This is a genomic window from Mycoplasmatota bacterium, from assembly GCA_018394295.1.
In the GTDB taxonomy this organism is placed as follows: domain Bacteria; phylum Bacillota_I; class Bacilli_A; order Haloplasmatales; family Haloplasmataceae; genus JAENYC01.
In genome coordinates this window covers 523,101-544,212 of the sequence record CP074573.1, presented here as the reverse complement: position 1 = coordinate 544,212, position 21,112 = coordinate 523,101, and the positions used below count along the sequence as shown (strand labels likewise).

The 21,112-nt window shown below is 28.3% G+C and carries 22 protein-coding genes; 11 read left to right on the top strand and 11 right to left on the bottom strand.

Translation table 11 applies throughout. The annotated features are described in order from the left end of the window. Positions 1-4 precede the first annotated feature (4 nt). On the bottom strand, positions 5-286 hold the full coding sequence (locus KHQ81_02250; GenBank protein QVK18558.1) for a hypothetical protein: 282 nt from the start codon (positions 284-286) through the stop codon (positions 5-7). A 64-nt stretch (positions 287-350) separates the two neighbouring features. On the opposite strand from KHQ81_02250, the gene KHQ81_02245 reads away from it, so the two are divergent. The 5 genes from KHQ81_02245 (at position 351) to KHQ81_02225 (ending at position 3,842) form a co-directional block, all read left to right on the top strand. Further along, positions 351-884: a topology modulation protein gene (locus tag KHQ81_02245; protein QVK18557.1), complete on the top strand. Its 534-nt coding sequence runs from the start codon at positions 351-353 to the stop codon at positions 882-884. A gap of 620 nt (positions 885-1,504) precedes the next feature. Next, on the top strand, positions 1,505-1,822 hold the full coding sequence (locus KHQ81_02240; GenBank protein QVK18556.1) for a hypothetical protein: 318 nt from the start codon (positions 1,505-1,507) through the stop codon (positions 1,820-1,822). 274 nt (positions 1,823-2,096) lie between these two features. After that, complete coding sequence (locus tag KHQ81_02235; GenBank protein QVK18555.1) at positions 2,097-3,095, top strand: hypothetical protein; 999 nt, start codon at positions 2,097-2,099, stop codon at positions 3,093-3,095. Between the two features lie 232 nt (positions 3,096-3,327). Beyond that, the gene (locus KHQ81_02230) at positions 3,328-3,528 is read left to right on the top strand and encodes a hypothetical protein (protein QVK18554.1); all 201 of its coding nucleotides are present in this window, start codon (positions 3,328-3,330) and stop codon (positions 3,526-3,528) included. Between the two features lie 71 nt (positions 3,529-3,599). Further along, entirely contained in the window at positions 3,600-3,842 is a 243-nt protein-coding gene (locus KHQ81_02225) for a LytTR family transcriptional regulator DNA-binding domain-containing protein (protein QVK18553.1), read from the top strand. On the opposite strand, the gene KHQ81_02220 is transcribed toward KHQ81_02225, so the two are convergent. Then, positions 3,807-3,917, bottom strand: a complete 111-nt coding sequence (locus KHQ81_02220; GenBank protein QVK19527.1) for a transposase domain-containing protein — start codon at positions 3,915-3,917, stop codon at positions 3,807-3,809. The genes KHQ81_02225 and KHQ81_02220 overlap by 36 nt on opposite strands. A gap of 1,288 nt (positions 3,918-5,205) precedes the next feature. Between KHQ81_02220 and KHQ81_02215 the strand changes: the two genes are divergently transcribed. Continuing rightward, positions 5,206-6,009, top strand: a complete 804-nt coding sequence (locus KHQ81_02215; GenBank protein QVK18552.1) for a phosphotransferase — start codon at positions 5,206-5,208, stop codon at positions 6,007-6,009. An 8-nt stretch (positions 6,010-6,017) separates the two neighbouring features. Further along, complete coding sequence (locus KHQ81_02210; GenBank protein ID QVK18551.1) at positions 6,018-6,290, top strand: hypothetical protein; 273 nt, start codon at positions 6,018-6,020, stop codon at positions 6,288-6,290. 216 nt (positions 6,291-6,506) lie between these two features. Here KHQ81_02210 and KHQ81_02205 read toward each other — a convergent pair whose 3' ends face one another. The 4 genes from KHQ81_02205 to KHQ81_02190 all read right to left on the bottom strand — a co-directional run bounded on the left by KHQ81_02205 (position 6,507) and on the right by KHQ81_02190 (position 10,287). Next, a complete protein-coding gene (locus KHQ81_02205; protein ID QVK18550.1) occupies positions 6,507-7,250 on the bottom strand; it encodes an EFR1 family ferrodoxin in 744 nt (247 codons plus the stop codon). 313 nt (positions 7,251-7,563) lie between these two features. Continuing rightward, a complete protein-coding gene (locus KHQ81_02200; protein ID QVK18549.1) occupies positions 7,564-8,091 on the bottom strand; it encodes a GNAT family N-acetyltransferase in 528 nt (175 codons plus the stop codon). 103 nt (positions 8,092-8,194) lie between these two features. Beyond that, positions 8,195-9,115 carry a phosphotransferase gene (locus KHQ81_02195; GenBank protein QVK18548.1) on the bottom strand — a complete coding sequence of 307 codons (921 nt, stop codon included), beginning with the start codon at positions 9,113-9,115 and terminating at the stop codon, positions 8,195-8,197. A 23-nt stretch (positions 9,116-9,138) separates the two neighbouring features. Next, the gene (locus tag KHQ81_02190) at positions 9,139-10,287 is read right to left on the bottom strand and encodes a hypothetical protein (GenBank protein QVK18547.1); all 1,149 of its coding nucleotides are present in this window, start codon (positions 10,285-10,287) and stop codon (positions 9,139-9,141) included. Between the two features lie 171 nt (positions 10,288-10,458). Between KHQ81_02190 and KHQ81_02185 the strand changes: the two genes are divergently transcribed. After that, positions 10,459-10,947: a hypothetical protein gene (locus KHQ81_02185; GenBank protein QVK18546.1), complete on the top strand. Its 489-nt coding sequence runs from the start codon at positions 10,459-10,461 to the stop codon at positions 10,945-10,947. Between the two features lie 30 nt (positions 10,948-10,977). Beyond that, positions 10,978-11,433 carry an IS30 family transposase gene (locus tag KHQ81_02180; protein ID QVK18545.1) on the top strand — a complete coding sequence of 152 codons (456 nt, stop codon included), beginning with the start codon at positions 10,978-10,980 and terminating at the stop codon, positions 11,431-11,433. A gap of 76 nt (positions 11,434-11,509) precedes the next feature. Here KHQ81_02180 and KHQ81_02175 read toward each other — a convergent pair whose 3' ends face one another. Beyond that, positions 11,510-11,821: a thioredoxin family protein gene (locus KHQ81_02175; GenBank protein ID QVK18544.1), complete on the bottom strand. Its 312-nt coding sequence runs from the start codon at positions 11,819-11,821 to the stop codon at positions 11,510-11,512. A gap of 492 nt (positions 11,822-12,313) precedes the next feature. Here KHQ81_02175 and KHQ81_02170 point away from each other — a divergent pair, with 492 nt between their 5' ends. Further along, positions 12,314-14,122, top strand: coding sequence for an ABC transporter ATP-binding protein (locus KHQ81_02170; GenBank protein QVK18543.1), 1,809 nt, complete (start codon positions 12,314-12,316; stop codon positions 14,120-14,122). Between the two features lies 1 nt (position 14,123). Continuing rightward, on the top strand, positions 14,124-15,965 hold the full coding sequence (locus KHQ81_02165; protein ID QVK18542.1) for an ABC transporter ATP-binding protein: 1,842 nt from the start codon (positions 14,124-14,126) through the stop codon (positions 15,963-15,965). Between the two features lie 40 nt (positions 15,966-16,005). On the opposite strand, the gene KHQ81_02160 is transcribed toward KHQ81_02165, so the two are convergent. From KHQ81_02160 to KHQ81_02145, 4 genes are all read right to left on the bottom strand, one after another. Next, positions 16,006-17,751, bottom strand: coding sequence for an ABC transporter ATP-binding protein (locus KHQ81_02160; GenBank protein QVK18541.1), 1,746 nt, complete (start codon positions 17,749-17,751; stop codon positions 16,006-16,008). Beyond that, positions 17,744-19,411: an ABC transporter ATP-binding protein gene (locus KHQ81_02155; protein ID QVK18540.1), complete on the bottom strand. Its 1,668-nt coding sequence runs from the start codon at positions 19,409-19,411 to the stop codon at positions 17,744-17,746. Before KHQ81_02155 ends, KHQ81_02160 begins: the two co-directional genes overlap by 8 nt. Before the next feature lie 273 nt (positions 19,412-19,684). Beyond that, positions 19,685-20,479 carry a hypothetical protein gene (locus KHQ81_02150; protein QVK18539.1) on the bottom strand — a complete coding sequence of 265 codons (795 nt, stop codon included), beginning with the start codon at positions 20,477-20,479 and terminating at the stop codon, positions 19,685-19,687. An 80-nt stretch (positions 20,480-20,559) separates the two neighbouring features. After that, entirely contained in the window at positions 20,560-21,090 is a 531-nt protein-coding gene (locus KHQ81_02145; GenBank protein ID QVK18538.1) for a YcxB family protein, read from the bottom strand. Positions 21,091-21,112 lie beyond the last annotated feature (22 nt).

The following is a 21,112-nucleotide window of genomic DNA, read 5'->3' as shown; positions in this document are numbered from 1 at the left end:
TCGCTCATGCTATGTAAGGGATAAGTTGCGACATTGTCGCAATTCTCGTTTTGGGGATATTTAAATCATTAATAATCTTAGTGATGATTGAAACATTCCAAATATAAACACTAAAAGCAACAACATTTGGAGTTTCTTCTTTAATATCATTAATAATTTTTAAGTAGTTATCTTTAATAGTGTACTCTTTGATCATGGGATTAAAAGAACTGTTAGCTTTAAGAAGTCTGACAGCGTTATTAGTATGGATGTATTTGGCATTAATACTGATTAAGAGAACTTTCATTGTAAGCACCTGATTAATCTTAACATATTTCCAGTAGTGTGGTAAAATAAATGCGGTGATAAGTATGAAAAGAATTATGATTATTGGAAGTCCGGGAAGCGGGAAGAGTGTCTTTGCTAGGGAGTTAGCCAAAGTACTTGATTATCCGGTTCTTCATCTTGATAAAATATATCACATCAATAATTATATACAAATTACAAAAGATAAACTTAAAGCGCAAATTAAGGACTTTGCCTTAAAAAATGATAACTTCATTATTGATGGGAATTATTTAGGAACAATGGAATATCGTCTTCAGTTTTGTGATACGGTCTTTTTGTTTGATATTCCGACTGAAGTTTGTTTAGATAATGCTAGGGAAAGAATGGAAGATAATACCAAGCGAGATGATATGAATCATGGATTTGATCATACAATTTACGATCCTGATTTCTTTTCATTCATTAAAAATTTTAAGAAGGAAAGTTATCCTAGGGTTTTAGAGACAATTGGGCGTTATCCTGAGGTGGAAGTTATTAAGATTTTTAATTATGAGGAAAAGTATCAAATATTAGATAGCTTAAAGAAACAGGTGAAATCATGGAGAAATTTAAATTAGTTGCTGATTATAAACCGATGGGGGACCAGTTATCAGGGAGTATATCTGCAAAGATGTAAATTGCCTAGAAGTTTGAAATAATTTAATATGTATCCAACCGGATTTAAACTACAAAAAAACACGCTCTTAGCGTGTCAAAAAAATAAAGTCGGTACGGACAAGACATTAAAATCATACAGAGTTTATTTCTAATATCGCAACACGCCTTAGACGGCCTAGTTTAGCGGTCAAATGAAATAAACTTTTTAATTTATTACATACAGTGTGGTTCCGTCCGGATTTGAACTTTAGCAAAACTTCGCTCAAATACTACCTTTTTTCTCTGTTTCAGCAATAATTGAAAGCTTAAAGCGTTTGAACTCGCCAATTTAATGCAATTTTTAAGGGAGATCGTGGTTCCTGCCGGAATTGGACAGCACATAAGAACATGTTTATAAATTATTACATTAACTATTTAAGGTCTAAGTTTTTTAAATAATATAAATATGTTATAATGATATTCGGGAAATTTTACATGTAATTTATATAGGTTGTATTAATTTGGAGGTTCAATTAATGAAATTATTTTATCAATTGCTAGACTATTTTATAAAATAAATTTAGTAAATGAAGTATCTGAAATGACAACCAAAGAAGGCTATAATCTCTATGTTTCTAAAATAACAGTTTCCAAAGCAATAATTGAGACTGTTATTAAAGAGAAAGTATTTAAATATATAGTTTATGAAAACCGTTCAGGTGAACTTGAGCAACTAGATTGTCATTTTTTCGCTGTGGAATCACATAAACAATTTATGCAAGAAGATGATATCCCATTAAAAGCTAGAATTAGAGAAGACAAAAATTCACAATATAATTATGATTGGTATTTAGAGAATGTTCTGATAAAAAATAGGAATTCTTACAATTTTTTGAGTAAAACATCTCAAAGGCGTTGATAGGATTAGAAAGTAGATGGTATTCTATAGAACCGTCTGGATTTGAACTGCTGAAAAAACGCTTAGAGCCTATTTAAAATAAAGTCGGTACGTCAGGTGAAAGCAACTCGGTACTGCAGGGTCCAAAATCGAGATAAAGTCGGTACGGACAAGACAATTTGATTATACCAAGGCGCTATCACTATTTTTAGGTGATAGTGCCTTTTTTATAATATATAGTTATAAACCTACCATAATTATGCTACAATGATACTAGAAATAAAAGGAAGTGATTATGAATATGACTAATAATAATATGAAGAAATACAATTTTAGTGGGATGTTTTACGTTGCAATGTTTTTCTTGTTTATCGCTGTTGTATTTATTTGGTTTGCCATAATAAGAATTTCTATAATTGCAGTTATAGATGGAGAAACTGGTGAATTACATAGTAATCATGATAAGTTGAAGTTTTTGATTCCGGCGTCAATAGTCGGATTAACTTGGACAGTTTCATTTATTGTTTTGTGCTATCAAAGATTCATTGTTAAAGCCCCAGTAACAATAGATGATAATGGTGTATATAATACAAATATAGGTGGAATATTTCTAGCTTTTATATTCATTGCTCCAGTTAGATTCATTCCATGGGATAAACTGTATTTAGATGGTTTAAGTTTGAAAGTGAAAAAAGACTATCACAATGAGTTGCCATTAGTTCAGAAATTGTTAATCAAAGTATTCGGTATTAAGTTATTTGTTGGTTACTCCAAGCTTGATGATTTATTTTATAGAAATTTAATAACTGATGAAATAAGTAATAATTTTATGAATTTAGATATATCAGTTCTATCAAAGAATAAAATAAATGATGCTGAAATGAGAAATATACATGAGATGTTAAAATTGTCATTTCCTCATATTGTAATTGAATCATATCGCTTTGATTATGAAGTAAATACATTTTATGAATTGAACTATTTTTTAAGAAATGTGTTTATTTCGCTTGAAACCGCTTATAACCTCTTTGATAGAATTATTAGTGTATTTGAAGAAATATATAAACAAAATCCACACATGAATTTTGATGTTATTGCTGAAAATGATGATAATGGCACATCTGTAGATAAATATCAAAAAAATTGTAACGATTTTGAAATTGCTGGATTATTTATAACTAAAGGAGATGTAGAAATTTCTAAATTGTATTATCAGTCTGAATTAATTAAAGTTCAACTGAATTTTGATTATACATCATTTCATGTATTTTGGGATAGTCCAAATACATTTTGAGTCAATAACACATTATAAAGTAATTAAATGAACACTATAAGAAATCATGTAATTGGTGATACTATCGTATCACCATAAAAACAAGTAGGGTTATCCAAATAATGATTCATATATTTAGAGAACTATAAAATTAGTTCTTTTTTTGTGTACATTAAGAATATAATAATGCATCTTATGATATATTAGTAAAACTCTTTATATATTTATGATATTATATTAATAAGGTGATATGATGAAAATACTGTTTAAAGGGAATATAGAAGATTTAGAACTCGTTAAACAACGATTAAATCAAGGGGATTTTGAGTTTGTATTAAGTGGTGAAGATTACCAATTAACTAAATCCTCAAAAAATTGTACAACGATTATCGGAAGAAGAGACGATAAGTTTTTTATTATTGAATACAGGAATATCATATATGTTGAGAGTTAAGGACATGACATTATTTGTCACACTACTAAAGGTGATTATTATATTGATTAAAGTTCTATGAAATACATGGTATGTTTGAGCAATATGGTTTCATTAGAATTCACAAATCCTATGTTGTAAATAAGAATCATGTTATATCGATTATTCCTGAATTTAAAGTTTGTAAGCGTCAAATAGTCAAATATAACACACATAAAAAATTCTTCAAAACGAGGAATTTTTTTATGTATTTAATTTACAATTTTCAGGGAGTCCATCTGACCAAGGTAATAATGTGTCTAGAATTTGTTCATATTCAAATCTACATTTGGTAATCTATCAAATAAATAGGTTAGATATTCAATTGGTTTTATATTATTCTCCTTCGCGGTTTCAATAACACTATATATGGTTGCACTTGATTTTGTTCCTTTAGGAGTTTTAGAGAATAATCAATTTTTTTTACAATCACGAAAGGTACTTTGTTGATTAGGTTCAAGAGTCCTATTCTAATCAAAATTAATATTGTAACTCCATACAAAACCATTGCGCCTTAGCCAAGACAACTCTACCTTAGCAGGTTCAAAAAGACAACTAGGTTTAGTATACCAGGTGCTATAAGTGATATTTTCACTATAGTACCTTTTTTATCGCCAAATAGCGAGATTTTAGAGAGTATAGAATGTACACCCTTTATTGATTATGTTAGTGATGAATTTGATTTGATAATACGAGCCTATGGGATCTGAGAGGATTTATAGATGTCAAATTGTGCCGTATGAGGATATTATTTTCAGACTAAGTTGCAATGATAAAGGTTAGCTGGAGTTAGCGGAATATCTAACACAAAGGTTGACAAATATTGTAAAAATAGGGAAAATATTAAAGTGTCTGTAAATAGTTACCCACTCAAGGGTAATCAGCCTCTTTATGAAACCACTTTTGTTTTTGATCAATTGTATAGTTTTGAAAGCGAAATCACATATGAAGCCTTGACATATAATGCAACAGTTCCATTCATTATTACACCCTGTGTTTATCCAACAATTATTGTGTTGTTAATTTTAATAATTTTATATAATTACCTTTACCATCGCAATAAAAATCGCTTCATACAATCAAAAAAACCTATAAACTACCACGTGTACAATTATCATTTTCGGTCTTAGTTGTTTCGTCAGTCGTATTAATCGTTATTATTTCGTCTCAAATTCAATTGAAGAAGATAATAAACTTAGTATTTATTCTTTTGTAGACATGAATATAGACAATACATACTATGATAAATAAATTGACATTGATATTTCAGGAATTGATAAGGTGTTAGAAGGTTCTATTTCAAAAGAAAATCTCGAAATGGAGATATACTAATTATTATAATGATCAAAACATACCTTTCTTTACTCCGGATTCGAACTATGTAACATTGAATAGATATGATGTATCTGGACCTAAGTAGATAATTGTTGAAGTATATCATAAAGGAGTTTTGAAATATACTGATAAAATCATATAAGAATTGAAAACACTAGGAAAAAATCTGTATGAATTAGTATATCCATATAACATTTAAAAAAAAGGGTAGAAAAATAGAATATGATTTTATACATTAGTAGATTCATATAACTTAAATAATAGTAAAATTATATGATCAATTTAAAATAAGCAGATAAATAGAAATTAATAGGAGGAACATCTATGAAAGTAATTGGTAAATTAATTGGTGATGGAGGAACTGCAAAAGTTTATGAATACGGGGACAATGAAGTAATAAAAATCTTTAAAAATCACGTTTCAGATTACGCAATTGATAAAGAAGAAAGTATCAATTTAACTTTAAATAACTTAATGCTCTTTAATCCTTTATATAAAGGAAAGATAATATATAATAATAAAACTGCGTTAATTTATGAAAAAGCAGAAGGTAAATTACTTGCTGATTTTCTTTTTGAAGATTTAGAAAATGATTACTCATATATATTTGCGAATATTCATTATAGTATTCATCAAAATAAGATTGATGGATTACCTGTCCAAAAAAATATATATAAATGGTATATTGATAAAACAAACGAATCAATGGAAAATATCGCTTTTAATATGAATGACCTTCTTCAAACCTTAACTGACGATTATACGCTATGTCACGGCGACTTTCATCCGTTAAATGTTATTGTTGATAATAAAACAGATAAATACTCAATTATTGACTGGAATGGTGCGAATATCGGTAGTTACATTTTAGATGTTGGATGGACTTATTTAACAATGATTTCACCATACATTAATAATGTATATGGTGAAGAAGTATATAATATAGTTAAAATATTTTCAGAAAATTATTTAAAACATTATTGTAATTTCAAGAAGATTGATAAAGAAATAATTATTAGATATTTACCTTTAGTCGCAACTCGTAGATTATTTGATAATTATCAAAATAATTTAGAAGTTAATTTATATGAAAAAGATTGGTTACAAACCATAATAAAAAAGGGTTAGTTCTAACAATGTATTACACCTTTGACTACAATTCAATACTTGATGAAGTGAACAATAATGAGTATATAGATTCAGTAATACTAGATGATTGTTTAAATGCTTTTGTTATTCATTTTGATAGTGATCTAATAAGATTAGTTTCTTTAGATGGAGTAAATGATATGTATGAAATACTCCCTCATAAACAAACAGAAGAATTGGAAGAAAGAATTGTATTTATGCTGAAACATTTAGAGAAGTATTTTATTGAACAACAAACTCAAGTTATGTCCACATATTAAGATTATTATAAGAATGGTGAAAAGAAATGGAAGTAATATATAGAGGAACATTTCATAAAGATGATAAAAGAAAGATTAAGAAATTACTAGCTCTTTGTGACTACGTCAACATAGATGATTGTATTATAGGTGAGTATTACATTTCTAGTAAGTCTCCTAGTTTTAAAAAATACCAGGATTACTTGAAGAAAAGGGGGTTATTCTTCACTATTAAAATTAATCGTAATCTTTTAAATATTCTTTTACACCTTTCCATATATATCCTTTAGCTAAATCACTGACTGGTTGTAAGTCTTTTTTATCTAACTTATCTTCGATTCTTTTTAAATTAAAACCTTCTTCAAATACCATTGATTTAAATACTCCTGATTTTAACGCATTTTTAGGGCAACTATATATACACTTTAAACACATAATGCATTTATTACCAAAAGAAGGTTTACCGTCTATCATTTTAATATTTTCAGTAGGACAATTTTTTTCACACAGTGAACAACTTATACAACTATCGGTAATCTTAATCTTTCTTCCAAACCTTTTGGCTCCAATACTTTCTAGTATAAAAATCAATGATAAAAATCGATCTATTAACAAGGGTTTCATAATATGTTTATTGACCTTCATAATTTGATTTATAATATTATTGACCTTTTCAGGTAAAACTTTCAGTAACCTGATTGCCAAATCTTCTTTGGTTCTTACAATACAATTACTTGGCATAATTAACATATTCTCATAAAAAATATTATAACCTTTTCTTTTTAATTGTTTTTTACACTTTACTCTAGAAGCTGTATTCGGACTAATTTCTCCTCCACCTGATACTGAAATTATAACAGCTGAAGTATTATCAACCTTATTTTGTAATTGAATCCACTCATTAACAATTCTAGGAGAATTACCAGAAAAAACAGGATACAACAATACTAATAAGTCCTCTTTTTCATCTAATATCTCCATTTTAGCATCAATTTCAGTCTTATTAACAATTAACCCTTTTCTTTTAATAAAGTTTCAAAACAATTGGCAACTATCTTTGTCCCTCCGGTACCCGAAAAATAAACCACCCTAATTTTATTCATACAATCACTTCTCTCTTTTCTTAGATAATATAATGATAACAAAATTATATACATATTACGAGCATTTTGTCATTTTCGTCATAGTTATCTTAATTGTTGACTTGATGTCGATAATATAATAATTTATTAAAGGAAGCCAATTTAGACTTCCTTTAATTTATATTTTATAAGTTATGCAATTATAGATTATGTTAATTAGTGAAATAAAACGAGTAGTTATTATGTAAGTATTCTTTATCTCTAAACATCTCATAACTTGAACCCGATAAAACAAAACCAAGATTTTCCACAAGACGAATCGACTTTTGATTATCAATATAAATACATGCATTTACCTCTTTTACATGCATATCATTGATGGCAAATAAGATAATTTTTTTCATGGCTTCTTGCATATAACCCCTTCCCCAAAACTCTTCTTTGAGGTCATATCCGACTTCAACTTTACAATCTGTCTGATTCCAACAATGAAATCCACAGGTACCCATTTTCATCCCATCTGACTTTCGTACAATAATCCATCGGTGTTGCAATCGTGGTTCAGGTTGTATATAAAATGAAATGATTTCATCTGCTCCTTGCATATCAGTTACTGGTTCTGCATCAAATAGGTACCTGTTCACTACATCATCTGAAAACTGACTAAATATAAAATCTCTATCGTCAATAGTTATATTTTTAAGAAATAATCTTTCTGTTTCTAAATCATTGAATAACATATTTCCCACCCCCTATATAAATAGTCTCTGTAGTGTTTATTGTAAATACTGACTTAAACGTGTATATAAAAATAATAGTTAGATATTAGTTCTTAATAATATATTATTTATACCAATTAGGAATAATTGTTTCAAATCCTTTATGTTCATCATATATTCTATAAACACGTTCTGTCATCTCTTCTAAATCTTCAGGATAATATTTCTTTGACCAGACAATAGAAGGAATAAAACTCATTGATAGATAAAGTGTATATAATTCCCAAAATGATTTTGGGACTTGATGATTAAAATAACCATCAATTTGTCCTACTGAAAAAGGAATACTTATTTCAGTACTAAACATAGGAACTTTATAAAAATCATGAATAGGATCTCCATAATCATATCGATTAAAATCAATCACTCCTTTATAACTTTTATCTTCAACAATAATATTACCTACATGAAAATCATCATGCTGAAAGTGATTGGGTCTATTTTTCATTAGATCCATATTTTCATTCATATAATTAAAGATTTTTTCTTCGCCTTTTATATAAATTCCTAATTCTTTATAAGCATTTATATATCTATTATTCTTTTTACTTTTTACCAAAAACCAATCAGGATAATTTTTAGGAGCTACTAATTTATGCATCTTTTTTAACTCAATTCCAGCTTCAAACCCTATATTATATTGTTCATCTTCACTATAAAGTGATAATGTTTCAGATGCATCCTGACCACTTAGATAACTTACTAATTGAAAACATACATCCTCATCTTCATTAACTCCAATATATAGTGGCTTACTCATTTTTACATTTAACTTTTCAACTTGTTTCATCACTTCAAATTCTTTTTGCTTCTTATCATATTCAGAGAAATCAGATACTCTTAAAACATACTGATTATTTTTATCATCTTCTAGATATACTTTTTTATCAAAAGAATAACCCTTTAAAATTGGTTCAACTTTTATAATTTTTTTGTTTTTAAAATAATTACTTTTTAAATTATTAATAATTAATTCAAGATTCATAAATCCTCCGTATTTATCCAATATTAAACTAATTTCATAAACTGATTCTTATTTTCTAATATGTAGTAAAAAGGATAGGAAAATTGTAAATATTGAATTAACCAACGATTTTCATGTTTTTTCATTAACATGTGTACACGAATTGGCCAATCATATTCATTTGAAACAGAAACATCTCTCATTGCAGTACTAATTTCTTTTCTAATAACAAATAATTTTTCTTTTTCATGAAGATTTCCATTAGCGATTTTAATAATTTTATCTTTAGTATTTTTATAAAAAGTTTCTTCATCAATATAACTTTTTCCTAAACCATTAGATAGTATAGAGACACATTTTCCATTATTTTTTATATATGCCACATCACTATTTATCTCTATTGACTGCCAATTTTTCCGAATATCTTTGATAAGTAATTTTAAGTCTTCTAAATTTTCTGCGATTTGATTATCAACATGTAATATTAGAAGATTTTCTAAATCAAAATACTTGTGTATCATCTCATCAATATCAAGATTCATAAAATCATGACTAAATGGTTTTAATACATCCTGTATTTCAATGTTTTCAGCAGTCTTATGTGCTAAATATTTTTCTATCTCACTTTCATAAGCACTTTTGATTTCAGGTAGCGCTAATCTAGTATCTGAATAATCCTCAGGGACAGAAAATTGAATTTGTTTTACTTTAAACTCATTGTTTGTTTTAACAAAAATAAAACATAACCTTAAATCTAACATATATTTTCTATCCTTTATTTCTCTTTCATGGAGAAAATGAGCTATAATCCAATTAATTTCTGTTAAATCTTTTTGTAGATTTTTTGAATCATTTAATTGATCTTTAAGTTCATCAATATAATCTCCATAATTATTATGTTTAAAAGTAAAAGAAAAATAAGCAGGAGCATAAACTAAAACAGCATCCTCATAATCTTTAATAATAAGATGGTCAAAATCTAAATGCTCAAAACTCCAATATTCCCAATCATCTGTAAATAACTTCTTACATTCATCATAACCTAAACATAACTCACCAAAACTTGTCCCTAAAATCGAAATATTTTCCTTATCGATAAAAAGTTTCTTCATAAACTGATCAACATTATTTACATCTTTTTTATCGTAAGTTTCTTGAAACTCATGTAGTAATTCAATAATTTTCTCTTTCATACTTACCTCCCATAAACAAATATATTTTATTATACATTATTTTTAACACTATATCTACAATAATTTTTTATATATCCCAAATTGTATAATTAAATCAGACAAATAAAGTGTCAAAAAAAGACATGTATGATACACTTAATTCATCGCCAAACAAATAAAGGAGTATCATACATGTCATATAAACATATTACCATAAATGAATTAACAAATATAGAGGCAAATTATAGATTAGGTATAAAAGCTAGAGAATGTGCACTCAGAATGCAAATAGGAAAAGATAAAGTTTATACGTATTATAAGTTGTTTATTCAAGGACTTACAGTAATTCAAATTTATAATCAGTACCTAAAAAATAGAAAAAGATGTGGAAGAAAACATATTAAGTTATCTGAAGAAAAACTAAAAGAAATTGATTATAGGTTAGATTCTGATTGGTCACTAGATGCCATAGCTGGTAGAGATAAAGTAGATCAAGTAGAAGAAAGATGTTCAATTAAAACTTTATACAACATGGTTAAAAGAGATTTAATAGACAAGAATAAACTAAGACGCAAAGGTAAAAGAAATCCTAAAGGGCATAACGAAACTAGAGGTAAAATAAACGTCTGTAAGACGATTCATGAGCGCAATGAAAAGTACCCTATGTCTAGTAGTAATTAGGAATATGGACACTTTGAAGGCGATACAATTGTGGGCGAGAAACGTAAGTCTGCAATTGTAACATTAGTTGAAAAACAAACTAAATACATTATCTTGTTAAAGGCAAGTAGAAAAAGTGAAGATGTGAAATTAGCAACATGTAATTGGCTCAATGAACTACCTAATAACTGTATTATAACAATTACCTTTGATCGTGGAAAAGAATTCTCAAAATGGAAAGAAATTGAGCAGGAGAGTTTAGTAGATACGGGTATCTATTTTGGTGACCCTGGCTCTCCAGGACAAAGAGGATTGAATGAAAACTCCAATGGTATTGTAAGAAAAGATTTACCTAAATCCACTAATTTATCAGTTTATACCCAGGAAGAATTAAACCTAATAGCAAATAAGTGGAATAGCATTCCACGTAAGTTTTTAAATTATTTAACACCTGTAGAGGTGTTGAAAAAAACAACCGGTGTAGATACACTACTACCAGTTGCTTAAGTATCATAATTATTTGTCGGATTTGTATTGACAATTCAGGTATATAAAAAGACATGAAAACATGTCTAGAATATACTTAAGATACATATAAATCTAACAAACGTTTAATCTTATTAAACGCAACAAAACGAGATTCACGTAATATTTCTTTACCTGAGGAAAAGATTAGAACAGTTGGAACTGTAAAAACAAGAAATTCTCCTCTAAAAGCCTCTACCTCATCAATATACACTTGATAGATGGGAATGTTTGGGTAATCTTTCAAAAGCATTTCTAATCTATTTCCTACTGGAATACAAACTGAACAGTTTTTAGCTTTCGCGATTATAATTACTAAATCTTTTTGAATAATAGAATTTATATCTAATATATTTTTGATTTCTTTCATGTTATCTCCTTTTACAAATACTATCTGTATTATTTGATTTATATAAAAAATTATGATATCTTTCACATTTTAACACTTAATAGAATAACATAAGTTGTAAAATAAGTTAATTAATTAACTTTTTACAAAAAAAACAAGGAAATCATTGACAATTAAAAATTAAACTGGTAAACTTGTGAAGTAAAAAATAAAAAAAACGGAGGTGAAGAAAATGATTAAATTAAAAAATATGTTTATTACAAAAAATAAAACTAAATATCAAACAGTCATTGTCTTCACTAGAGATTCTTTTCATTCGGATAATTAATTAGTTTATCCTTATTTACATTGTTATTATTATGGAATCTCTCAAGAGATTCCTATTTTTTTGCGTTTAATCATGATATAGGAGAAGTGGACGACATTTCTCCTATTTTTTATTTTTACAAGCAAAAAAATCACATCACTAATATACTGAGTTAATTATAATAAATTTTAAAAGGGGTGATTCTCATGAAGTATATTAAAATCCTCTTAGGTTGGGTTAAAGAAGAGATTTTTTATCTATTCATTTCCATCATTTCATTAATCATAGTGACTTACACACTAACAATCGTTCCATTATTTTATCAACATGCATATGATAAAATTATTGTTTTTGAAGCAGATAAGCCAACAAGACTTCCTGATTTATTTGTCAATTTTATTAATAACGGACAATCTCCATTAGATAAGTTACTTTATTTAGGGATTGCTTTAGTTGCTTTACAGCTACTACGTGCTTCCTTAATGTTCTTATCAGGACGGTCTAACGCAGTATTCTCTGAAAAAGTTGCTTATAAACTACGAGTAAGATTATATAATCACATACAAAACTTACCTTATTCGTATCATACGCAAGCTGAAACAGGAGATTTAATACAAAGAAGTACTTCGGATGTTGATACTGTTAGACGCTTTATCGGTACCCAATTTCCAGAAATATTTAGAATTGTATTTTTATTTATCTTCGTACTAATTCAAATGTTTGCGATTAATGTGGAATTAACTTTGATTTCTCTAATCGTTGTACCAATCATCTTTAGTTTTGCATTTATCTTTTTCAAAAGAATTCAGAAAGTATTTACTGAAACAGATGAATCAGAAGGTAAAATGTCAACGGCTTTACAAGAAAACCTAACAGGTATACGTGTTGTAAAAGCATTCGCAAGAGAAAAATATGAAATCGAAAGATTTAATAAATTTAACCGTAAATACTCTAATAATGTACAAAAAATAATTAATAATATGGCTTATTATTGGTCAAGTTCAGATATCATTTGTATGCTTCAAATCGGTTCAACAATCGTATTGGGTTCATTATTCGCTGTAAGAGGACTTATTACAGTTGGTGATTTAGTTGCTTTCTCTGGATTTATTAACTTTATTTTATGGCCAATACGTCAATTAGCACGTATTATTGTCGAATTAGGAAAAAGTACAGTATCAGTTAAACGGATTCAAGAAGTTTTAGATGAAGAAACTGAATACCAAGAAAAAGACTTAGAAAAACCAGAAATAAATGGTGATATAACATTTGATCATGTGAGTTTCACATTTGATGATGCATCTGTACCAACTTTAGAAGATATTTCCTTTAATATTAAAAAAGGAGAGACCATTTCCATTATTGGTAAAACAGGAAGTGGTAAATCAACACTAGCTCATTTACTTGTTCGTTTATATGATTATACATCAGGTTCTATTAAAATTGACGGTGTTGAACTTAACAGTATCGATAAACATTGGATAAGAAAGAATATTGGTATTGTATTACAAGAACCATTCTTATTCTCAAAAACAATATATGAAAATATTGGTATCATATCAGATAATCCTGATGATGAAGCGGTTTATAAAGCTGCATCAAGCGCCTCTATTCATGAAGATATCTTACATTTTGATAAAGGTTATAAAACCTTAATTGGAGAGCGTGGGGTTACCTTATCAGGTGGACAAAGACAACGTGTCGCAATTGCGAGAATGTTAGTTAAAAACTTACCAATCATTATCTTTGATGACTCATTAAGCGCTGTCGATACAGAAACAGATTTATCTATTAGAAAAGCATTATCTGATAGATCTAATGACTTAACAAAAATCATTATTACCCATCGAATTTCAACTGCGATGGAAGCTGATAAAATAATCGTTTTAGAAGATGGGAAAATTCTTGAAATGGGATCTCATCAAGAATTAGTTGAAAATGATAAAGTATATAAGAAAATTTGGAGTATTCAATCAACACTAGAGGAAAAATTAAACAAGGAAGAGGTGATATAGGATGGATAAATTTCAAGAACAGGATTTTACTAATAATCTAGATTTGAAGACTTGGAAAAAGATCTTTACTTATTTAAAACCCCTAAAGAAACACGCTATATTGGGGATTGTATTTGTTGTATTAATTGCCGTTTTAGATGCTGTCTTTCCTCTTATCACAAGAGAAGTCATTGATTATGTATATGATGTAACTGATAAAGGTGAAGTTTTAAATTATAATTACTTATATTTATTTGGAGCAGCATTCTTAATATTTGCATTAATACAAACATTCTTTATTTATAAATTTATCAGACATGCAGGAACGATTGAAGTTGAGTTATCCTATAGTCTAAGAAAAGCTGCCTTTGAGAAACTTCAATCCTTATCATTTAACTATTTCAATAATACACCGGTTGGTTGGATTATGGCTAGACTCACAAGTGATGCTAGACGCTTAAGTGAAATCATCTCTTGGGGACTTATTGATATGAGTTGGGGCTTTATGATGATGGTTTCAATTATCATTGTTATGTTCTTCATTAATATTAAACTTGCCCTAATCACATTAGCTGTAACACCAATTATTATTATTGTTAGTATTATCTTTAGACAACTGATGCTTCGACTATTTCGTGAAGTTAGAAAAATAAACTCTAAAATTACAGGTTCTTTTAATGAAGGAATTACTGGTGCTAAAACTTCAAAAACACTCGTTTTAGAAGAAAAAAATCTACATGAATTTGATCATTTAACAACCTCTATGCGTTCTAAATCCATTAAGGCTGCAGTAATTTCATCTTTATTCTTTCCAGCAGTTTTAGTTTTAGGATTTGTCGGAACAGCATTAACCATTTATAATGGTGGTAATTATGTACTTCAAGGGATTATAACCATCGGTACCCTTCAACTCTACATTTCCTATTCCACTCAATTTTTCGATCCAATCCTACAACTTGCTCGTGTTTTAGCAGAATTACAACAAGCACAAGCATCTGCTGAACGGATTATCGCATTATTAGAAACAGAAGCTGAAATCGTAGATAGTGATGAAGTAATCAGACAATATGGTGATTTTCTACACTTTAAAGAAGAAAATTGGGAAGAAATTGAAGGAAAGATTGAATTCAAAGATGTTACCTTCTCCTATCCTGATGGTGAAAACATTTTAGAAAACTTTAATCTAACCGTAAAAGCTGGTGAAACAATTGCCTTAGTTGGTGAAACAGGAGCTGGTAAAAGTACTGTTGTCAATCTAATTTGTCGCTTTTTTGAACCAACCGAAGGGAATATTCTTATAGATGAGGTTGATTATCGTAAACGGTCTTTAGGCTGGTTACACTCAAACCTTGGCTATGTTTTACAAAGCCCACATCTTTTCAGTGGAACCATTATGCAAAACATTCGTTATGGTCGACTTGATGCCACCGATGAAGAAGTTATTGAAGCAGCTAAACTTGTAGACGCTCATCATTTTATTCAAGAATTTGAAGATGGATATGATACACAAGTTGGAGAAGGTGGAGGAAGACTATCAACAGGTCAAAAACAATTAATCTCTTTCGCTCGTGCGATATTAGCCAACCCATCTATCTTTGTTTTAGATGAGGCAACTTCTTCTATCGATACAGAAACCGAACAAAAAATTCAAAAAGCAATTAATAAATTGCTTCATGGACGAACTAGTTTTATCATAGCTCACAGACTATCAACGATAGTGAGTGCTGATAAGATACTAGTTATTAGAAGTGGAAAAATTATTGAGCAAGGAAACCACGATGAATTAATCAAACAAAAGGGTTATTATTACCGTTTATATACGAATCAATTTGTTGAAGAACAAACTCAATCTCTTGGATATTAAAAAGCATGAATCATCATGCTTTTTTTATTTCTATTTTGTTTTATGTAGCTTCACTCATGTTATATTGTGTTTGATACAAAATCTTATAAATTCCTTTTTCGCTTTGCATTAATGATTCATGAGTCCCTTGTTCTTTAACAATACCATCTTGTACAACCAGTATTAGATCAGCATGTTCGATTGTTGATAATCTGTGAGCAATAATCAGCGTTGACTTGTTTTTCATGAGTTTATCTAATGCATCTTGAACGAGTTGTTCTGATTCACTATCTAAACTTGATGTAGCTTCATCTAATAATAAAATAGGAGCATTTTTTAAAATAGCTCGTGCAATCGCAATTCTTTGACGTTGTCCTCCTGAAAGCTGAGCACCATTTTCACCGATATGAGTATGATAACCTTCTTTAAACTCATTAATAAAGTTATCTGCATTTGCTAGTTTAGCAGCTTCTTGAATTTCTTCAAAACTAGCATCTAATCTTCCATAGGCGATATTCTCTTTAATTGTTCCCGTAAATAAATGGGCATCCTGTGGAACATAAGCAATCATCTGTCTTAACTTTTGAATAGATTGATGAGAAATAGATCCTCCGTCAATCGCAATATTACCCATCAATGGTGGATAAAAATTAAGCGCCAACTTAAATATTGTACTCTTCCCTCCACCACTAGAACCAACAATTGCATACACTTTATCTTTAGGTAATATAAAAGATAACTGTTTTAATACTAAATTTGCATCATACCCAAAACTCACTTGGTCAAATAAAATCGCAGAATTTAGGTTCTCTTTATCGGTTTCTTCAGTAATATAATATTCAGGTTCTTCTTCCTCATCAATAATTTCCATTATACGATCAGCTGCAGCGAGTGAACCTTGTATATTAGTTATAAATCTAGATAATACTTGTATTAATTGAACTAACGAATTTTGTAGTTGAACGGTTGCGATAATTACACCAATTGTTGTAATTCCTTTTAAAACTAGAAAAGCTCCAAATGTAGCAACTCCAAAAAAACTAACCATTTCAACAAGCATATTTAATCCCGATATAATCGATTGCGTATCAACCCGATCATTTGAACGGTTTAATACATCCTTATTATCATTATAGAATTTACCTAGTATGATTTTATGTATATTAAAACAACGAATTACATGCATTCCATCTAAAATATTTGTTAAACTTTTTGTTAAGTTTGCCAATTTTTGTTGAACATCACGACTTATAAAGCGTAATTTTTTCGCAAAGTAGAAATTAATCAAAATAGTAATACTAGCACTTATAATCATAATAATACCCATTCGCCATTGAATAATAAAAGCAACAGTTGTTGTACCTATTCCTGCGATAAGAAAAGATAAAAATCTCACTAAATGGGTTTTATAAACTTTTTCAGCTTCTACAATATCATTAGTCATCCGTGAAATCACTTCACCACTATGTTTTTCTCTGTAAAATAACAAGGGCAATTTAGTCAACTTATTAAAAAGTGTTGTTCTTATATTACCGGTTGTAATTGCTGCTGATTTATTCACAATATAATAAAATATTGGTCTAATAACTAAAATCAATAAGACAATCCACATATAACGTTTTAAAGGTATTAGGATTTTACTAAATAAAATTTGATTATGTTCTAATACATCAAACATTTCTTTTATTAATAAAGCCAAACTAACATCAATAGCCATTGTCAATAAACCGATAAATATTAGTCCAATAAAATAAGGCCAAAATGCTTTTTTCATAAATCCAAACAATCTAAATAATGTACTATTCATCACATAATCCCTCCTTTAAAGAAGAGTCGACTTCAGATTTCATTTGTTTTTTGTATAAGCTTGTATACACACTATTTTTTGCGATTAACACATCATGTTTACCTTCTTCAATAATTTTTCCATTCTGCATAACGTATATTCTATCAACTTGTTTAATTGTTTGTAATCGGTGAGCAACAACAATACTTGTTTTTTCTGACATGAATCGATCAAGCGCCTCTGTAATGAGTTGTTCTGATTCTGTATCTAAACTTGAAGTCGCTTCATCAAGTAAAAAAATTGGTGCGTTTTTTAATATTGCTCTTGCAATTGTTAATCTTTGTTTTTGACCACCTGATAGACTATTTCCTAATTCTCCGACCTCAGATAAATAACCCTTTTTAAAACCAGTTATAAAACAATCAGCATTCGCCTGTTTAGTACTATAAATCAACTCATCATCTGTAGCATCTAAACTTCCATAACGAATATTCTCTTCAATGGTTACAGGAAATAAAAACGTATCCTGACTAACTAAAGCCATCTTATTTCGTAACCCATCTAAATCCCATTCTTTTAATTCATGTCCACCAATGAAGATTTCTCCCTCATAATCTTCATAGTACCCTAGAATTAGCTTCATGATTGTACTTTTTCCGCATCCAGATGCACCAACAAAAGCAACTGATTCACCATAATCAACTTTAAAACTTAACCCTTTAAATAAGGTTTCATTTTGATTAGGATATGTAAACGTAACATCTCTAAATTCAATTATACGCTTATGGTTATTTAAATTAAAATTAAAATCAGTTCCTGTTTTTCGTTCTTCTACATCATCAATAATCTCAAATATTCTTTCAGCAGATACTAATTGAATTTTTGATTGACCAATAAGTGTTGGAAAATAACTAATTGGAAAAGTCACTGCATTAAGTAAAGCAATAAACGCCAGTAACCCCCCTGCAGATATTTCACCTTTACTTGCTAAATACCCACCTAAAATCATGGAAACAACAAATGGAATAATACTCATTAAAGAAGAAACTGAATCAAGAATGGATTCTCTTTTGGCTAAATTTTTAGCATGTTTCACCGATTCTAAAACACTCTTATCATGTTTTTCATTAATTGGTCTTTCTAATAGATAAGCTTTTGAAACTTCTATTCCTTTGATAAAATCAGTCACAATTGAATTGACTTTTCCTAATGTAGCTTGCATCTTTTTACTAATAGGACCCATAGGAAGTGATAATAAAGATGACACAACAATTAATACAGGAATTAAAACTAAACTAAATAATGTTAACTTCCAACTTAATATAAATAAACAAGTCAAAGCACCTATCGCAGTTAATGGAATACTAATCAGATAGGGAAGATTCAATGTCGTAAAAGTTTTTACATTTGCCATATCATTCGTTGCTCGTGAAACATAATCCCCTGTATGTGATTCAGTTAAATGACTAAAGGGAATTATACTCAACTTTTTCCCAACTTTTCCTCGTAATTTTGCAAGTCCATATTCTGTGTAGTATCCAATAGTTTTTGTTTGTATATAACTAAATACAATGTTAATTAATGCAAGACTGACTATAAAATATAATACATTAAAAAATCCAAGTTCATTTTTTTCTATCGCATAATCAGTCAAATTTTTGAGTGATACTGAAAGTAACACAGTAATTACTGACAGACAAATGGTTGTAAAGATTCCTATTGATAATAATCCTTTTTTAGGAAATAGTCTAATCAGTCAAAATAATTGTTTTGTAACACTACTATCTCTCTTTTTCACCTAGCATCCCTCTCTTTCTTATATTAATCTAATTATAGCTTAAAAATTTTTAATTACCAACAAAAAATGCCAATTTTCTAAATACAATTGGCATTTTTAAACTTAGAATGAACTAATTTATTCAGATTCCCTAAAAATAAGGAATAATAAATTTTGTTATTTAACCATCATTTTTAAAAATTCTAGGATATGTACTTTCAATTTAATCATACTTATGTATATATTTCTTTTTTCTAAATCTTGATACAATAACTCAATTTTTTCTCCAAACACTTCAATACACATATTGATATATTTTTCTTTACAGTCTATCATTATTTGATCAATATCATTTATACTCTCTAAAATCATCAAACAATATTGTTCATAACCTTCTATAAATTTAAATAAGTATAAATCAGCATCAAGCTGAATTAAATAATCTTTTATCACTTTAAATACATGTTTAATACGCAAAAGCATTTCACAATTATTTTTCTTACTTCCCTTAATCTTACTCTCTATGTATTTATTTTCTATTTTGGTATTAATTAACTTCTCTTTTAAGAAATCATAATCATAAAGTTTCTTATAAATAGATAAAAATTTTTGATCTAATATACACATAAAAAATTTTTCACTCATGTTTTCTGAAAACTGTTTATCAATATGGTAATTTACTTCAAATTCATTATCTATTTCTGATTCAATATACTTAATCCATACTTCATATAATGCAAAGATCATTTCTACAAAATTAATATTTAATTGATCATGTTTATTTTCTAATGCATTTATATCAAATTTAATTAGTAATTGAATTAAATAGGTTAAATCTTTATCATCAAGAACTTCTTCTGTATCATTTAATAAGTGATTTAATTCTTCTTTTATCACATGATTTATAGTTGGAATACACAAATTACCTAACATCGAGAAGACTTCTCTCACATACTGATTTGATTCAATCATTCATAACCTCCCAATATCATCATTACTAAAATATATTGAATCCTTTAATCATTATGACTAATACACAAATAAAAAAACAATCAAATTGATTGTTTATGTTTTTTCAAGTGATATTTTATTAGTGGTAGTGCTTCTTGTAAAGAATTAATAAGATTATTAACATCGATTTTATTTTTGGGTATAATTAATACTTGAGAATTATTAAAGATACAATAAATGTTTCGTGAACTTTCAAATACTGAATTTACATCACACCACTGAAAAACTGAAGTTTTATGATTCGTAGTAATCGTAATTTTATCATGATTAATAAAATATTCATTAATATGGTGTACCTGTTGATTTTCTCGATATACTTTTTTAGCGAAACAAATAGTTAAGAGCGGTATTAGGACCAATAAAGTTAAAGAAAGAGTAACAAGTAAAACCATGATACTGATATTAGCGATCGTTGGTTGTATTAATACTAATAAAAATAAGATAAAAGAAAGGACGAAGAGAAAGGGAATTTTATTTACAACTGATTTTAACTTTTCTTCATAGAAGTGAATTTGATAATAATCGATAAAATCCTTTTCTGTTATTTTATAATGAAATTGAATTGATTCCATAGATAACTCCTAATATATTTCT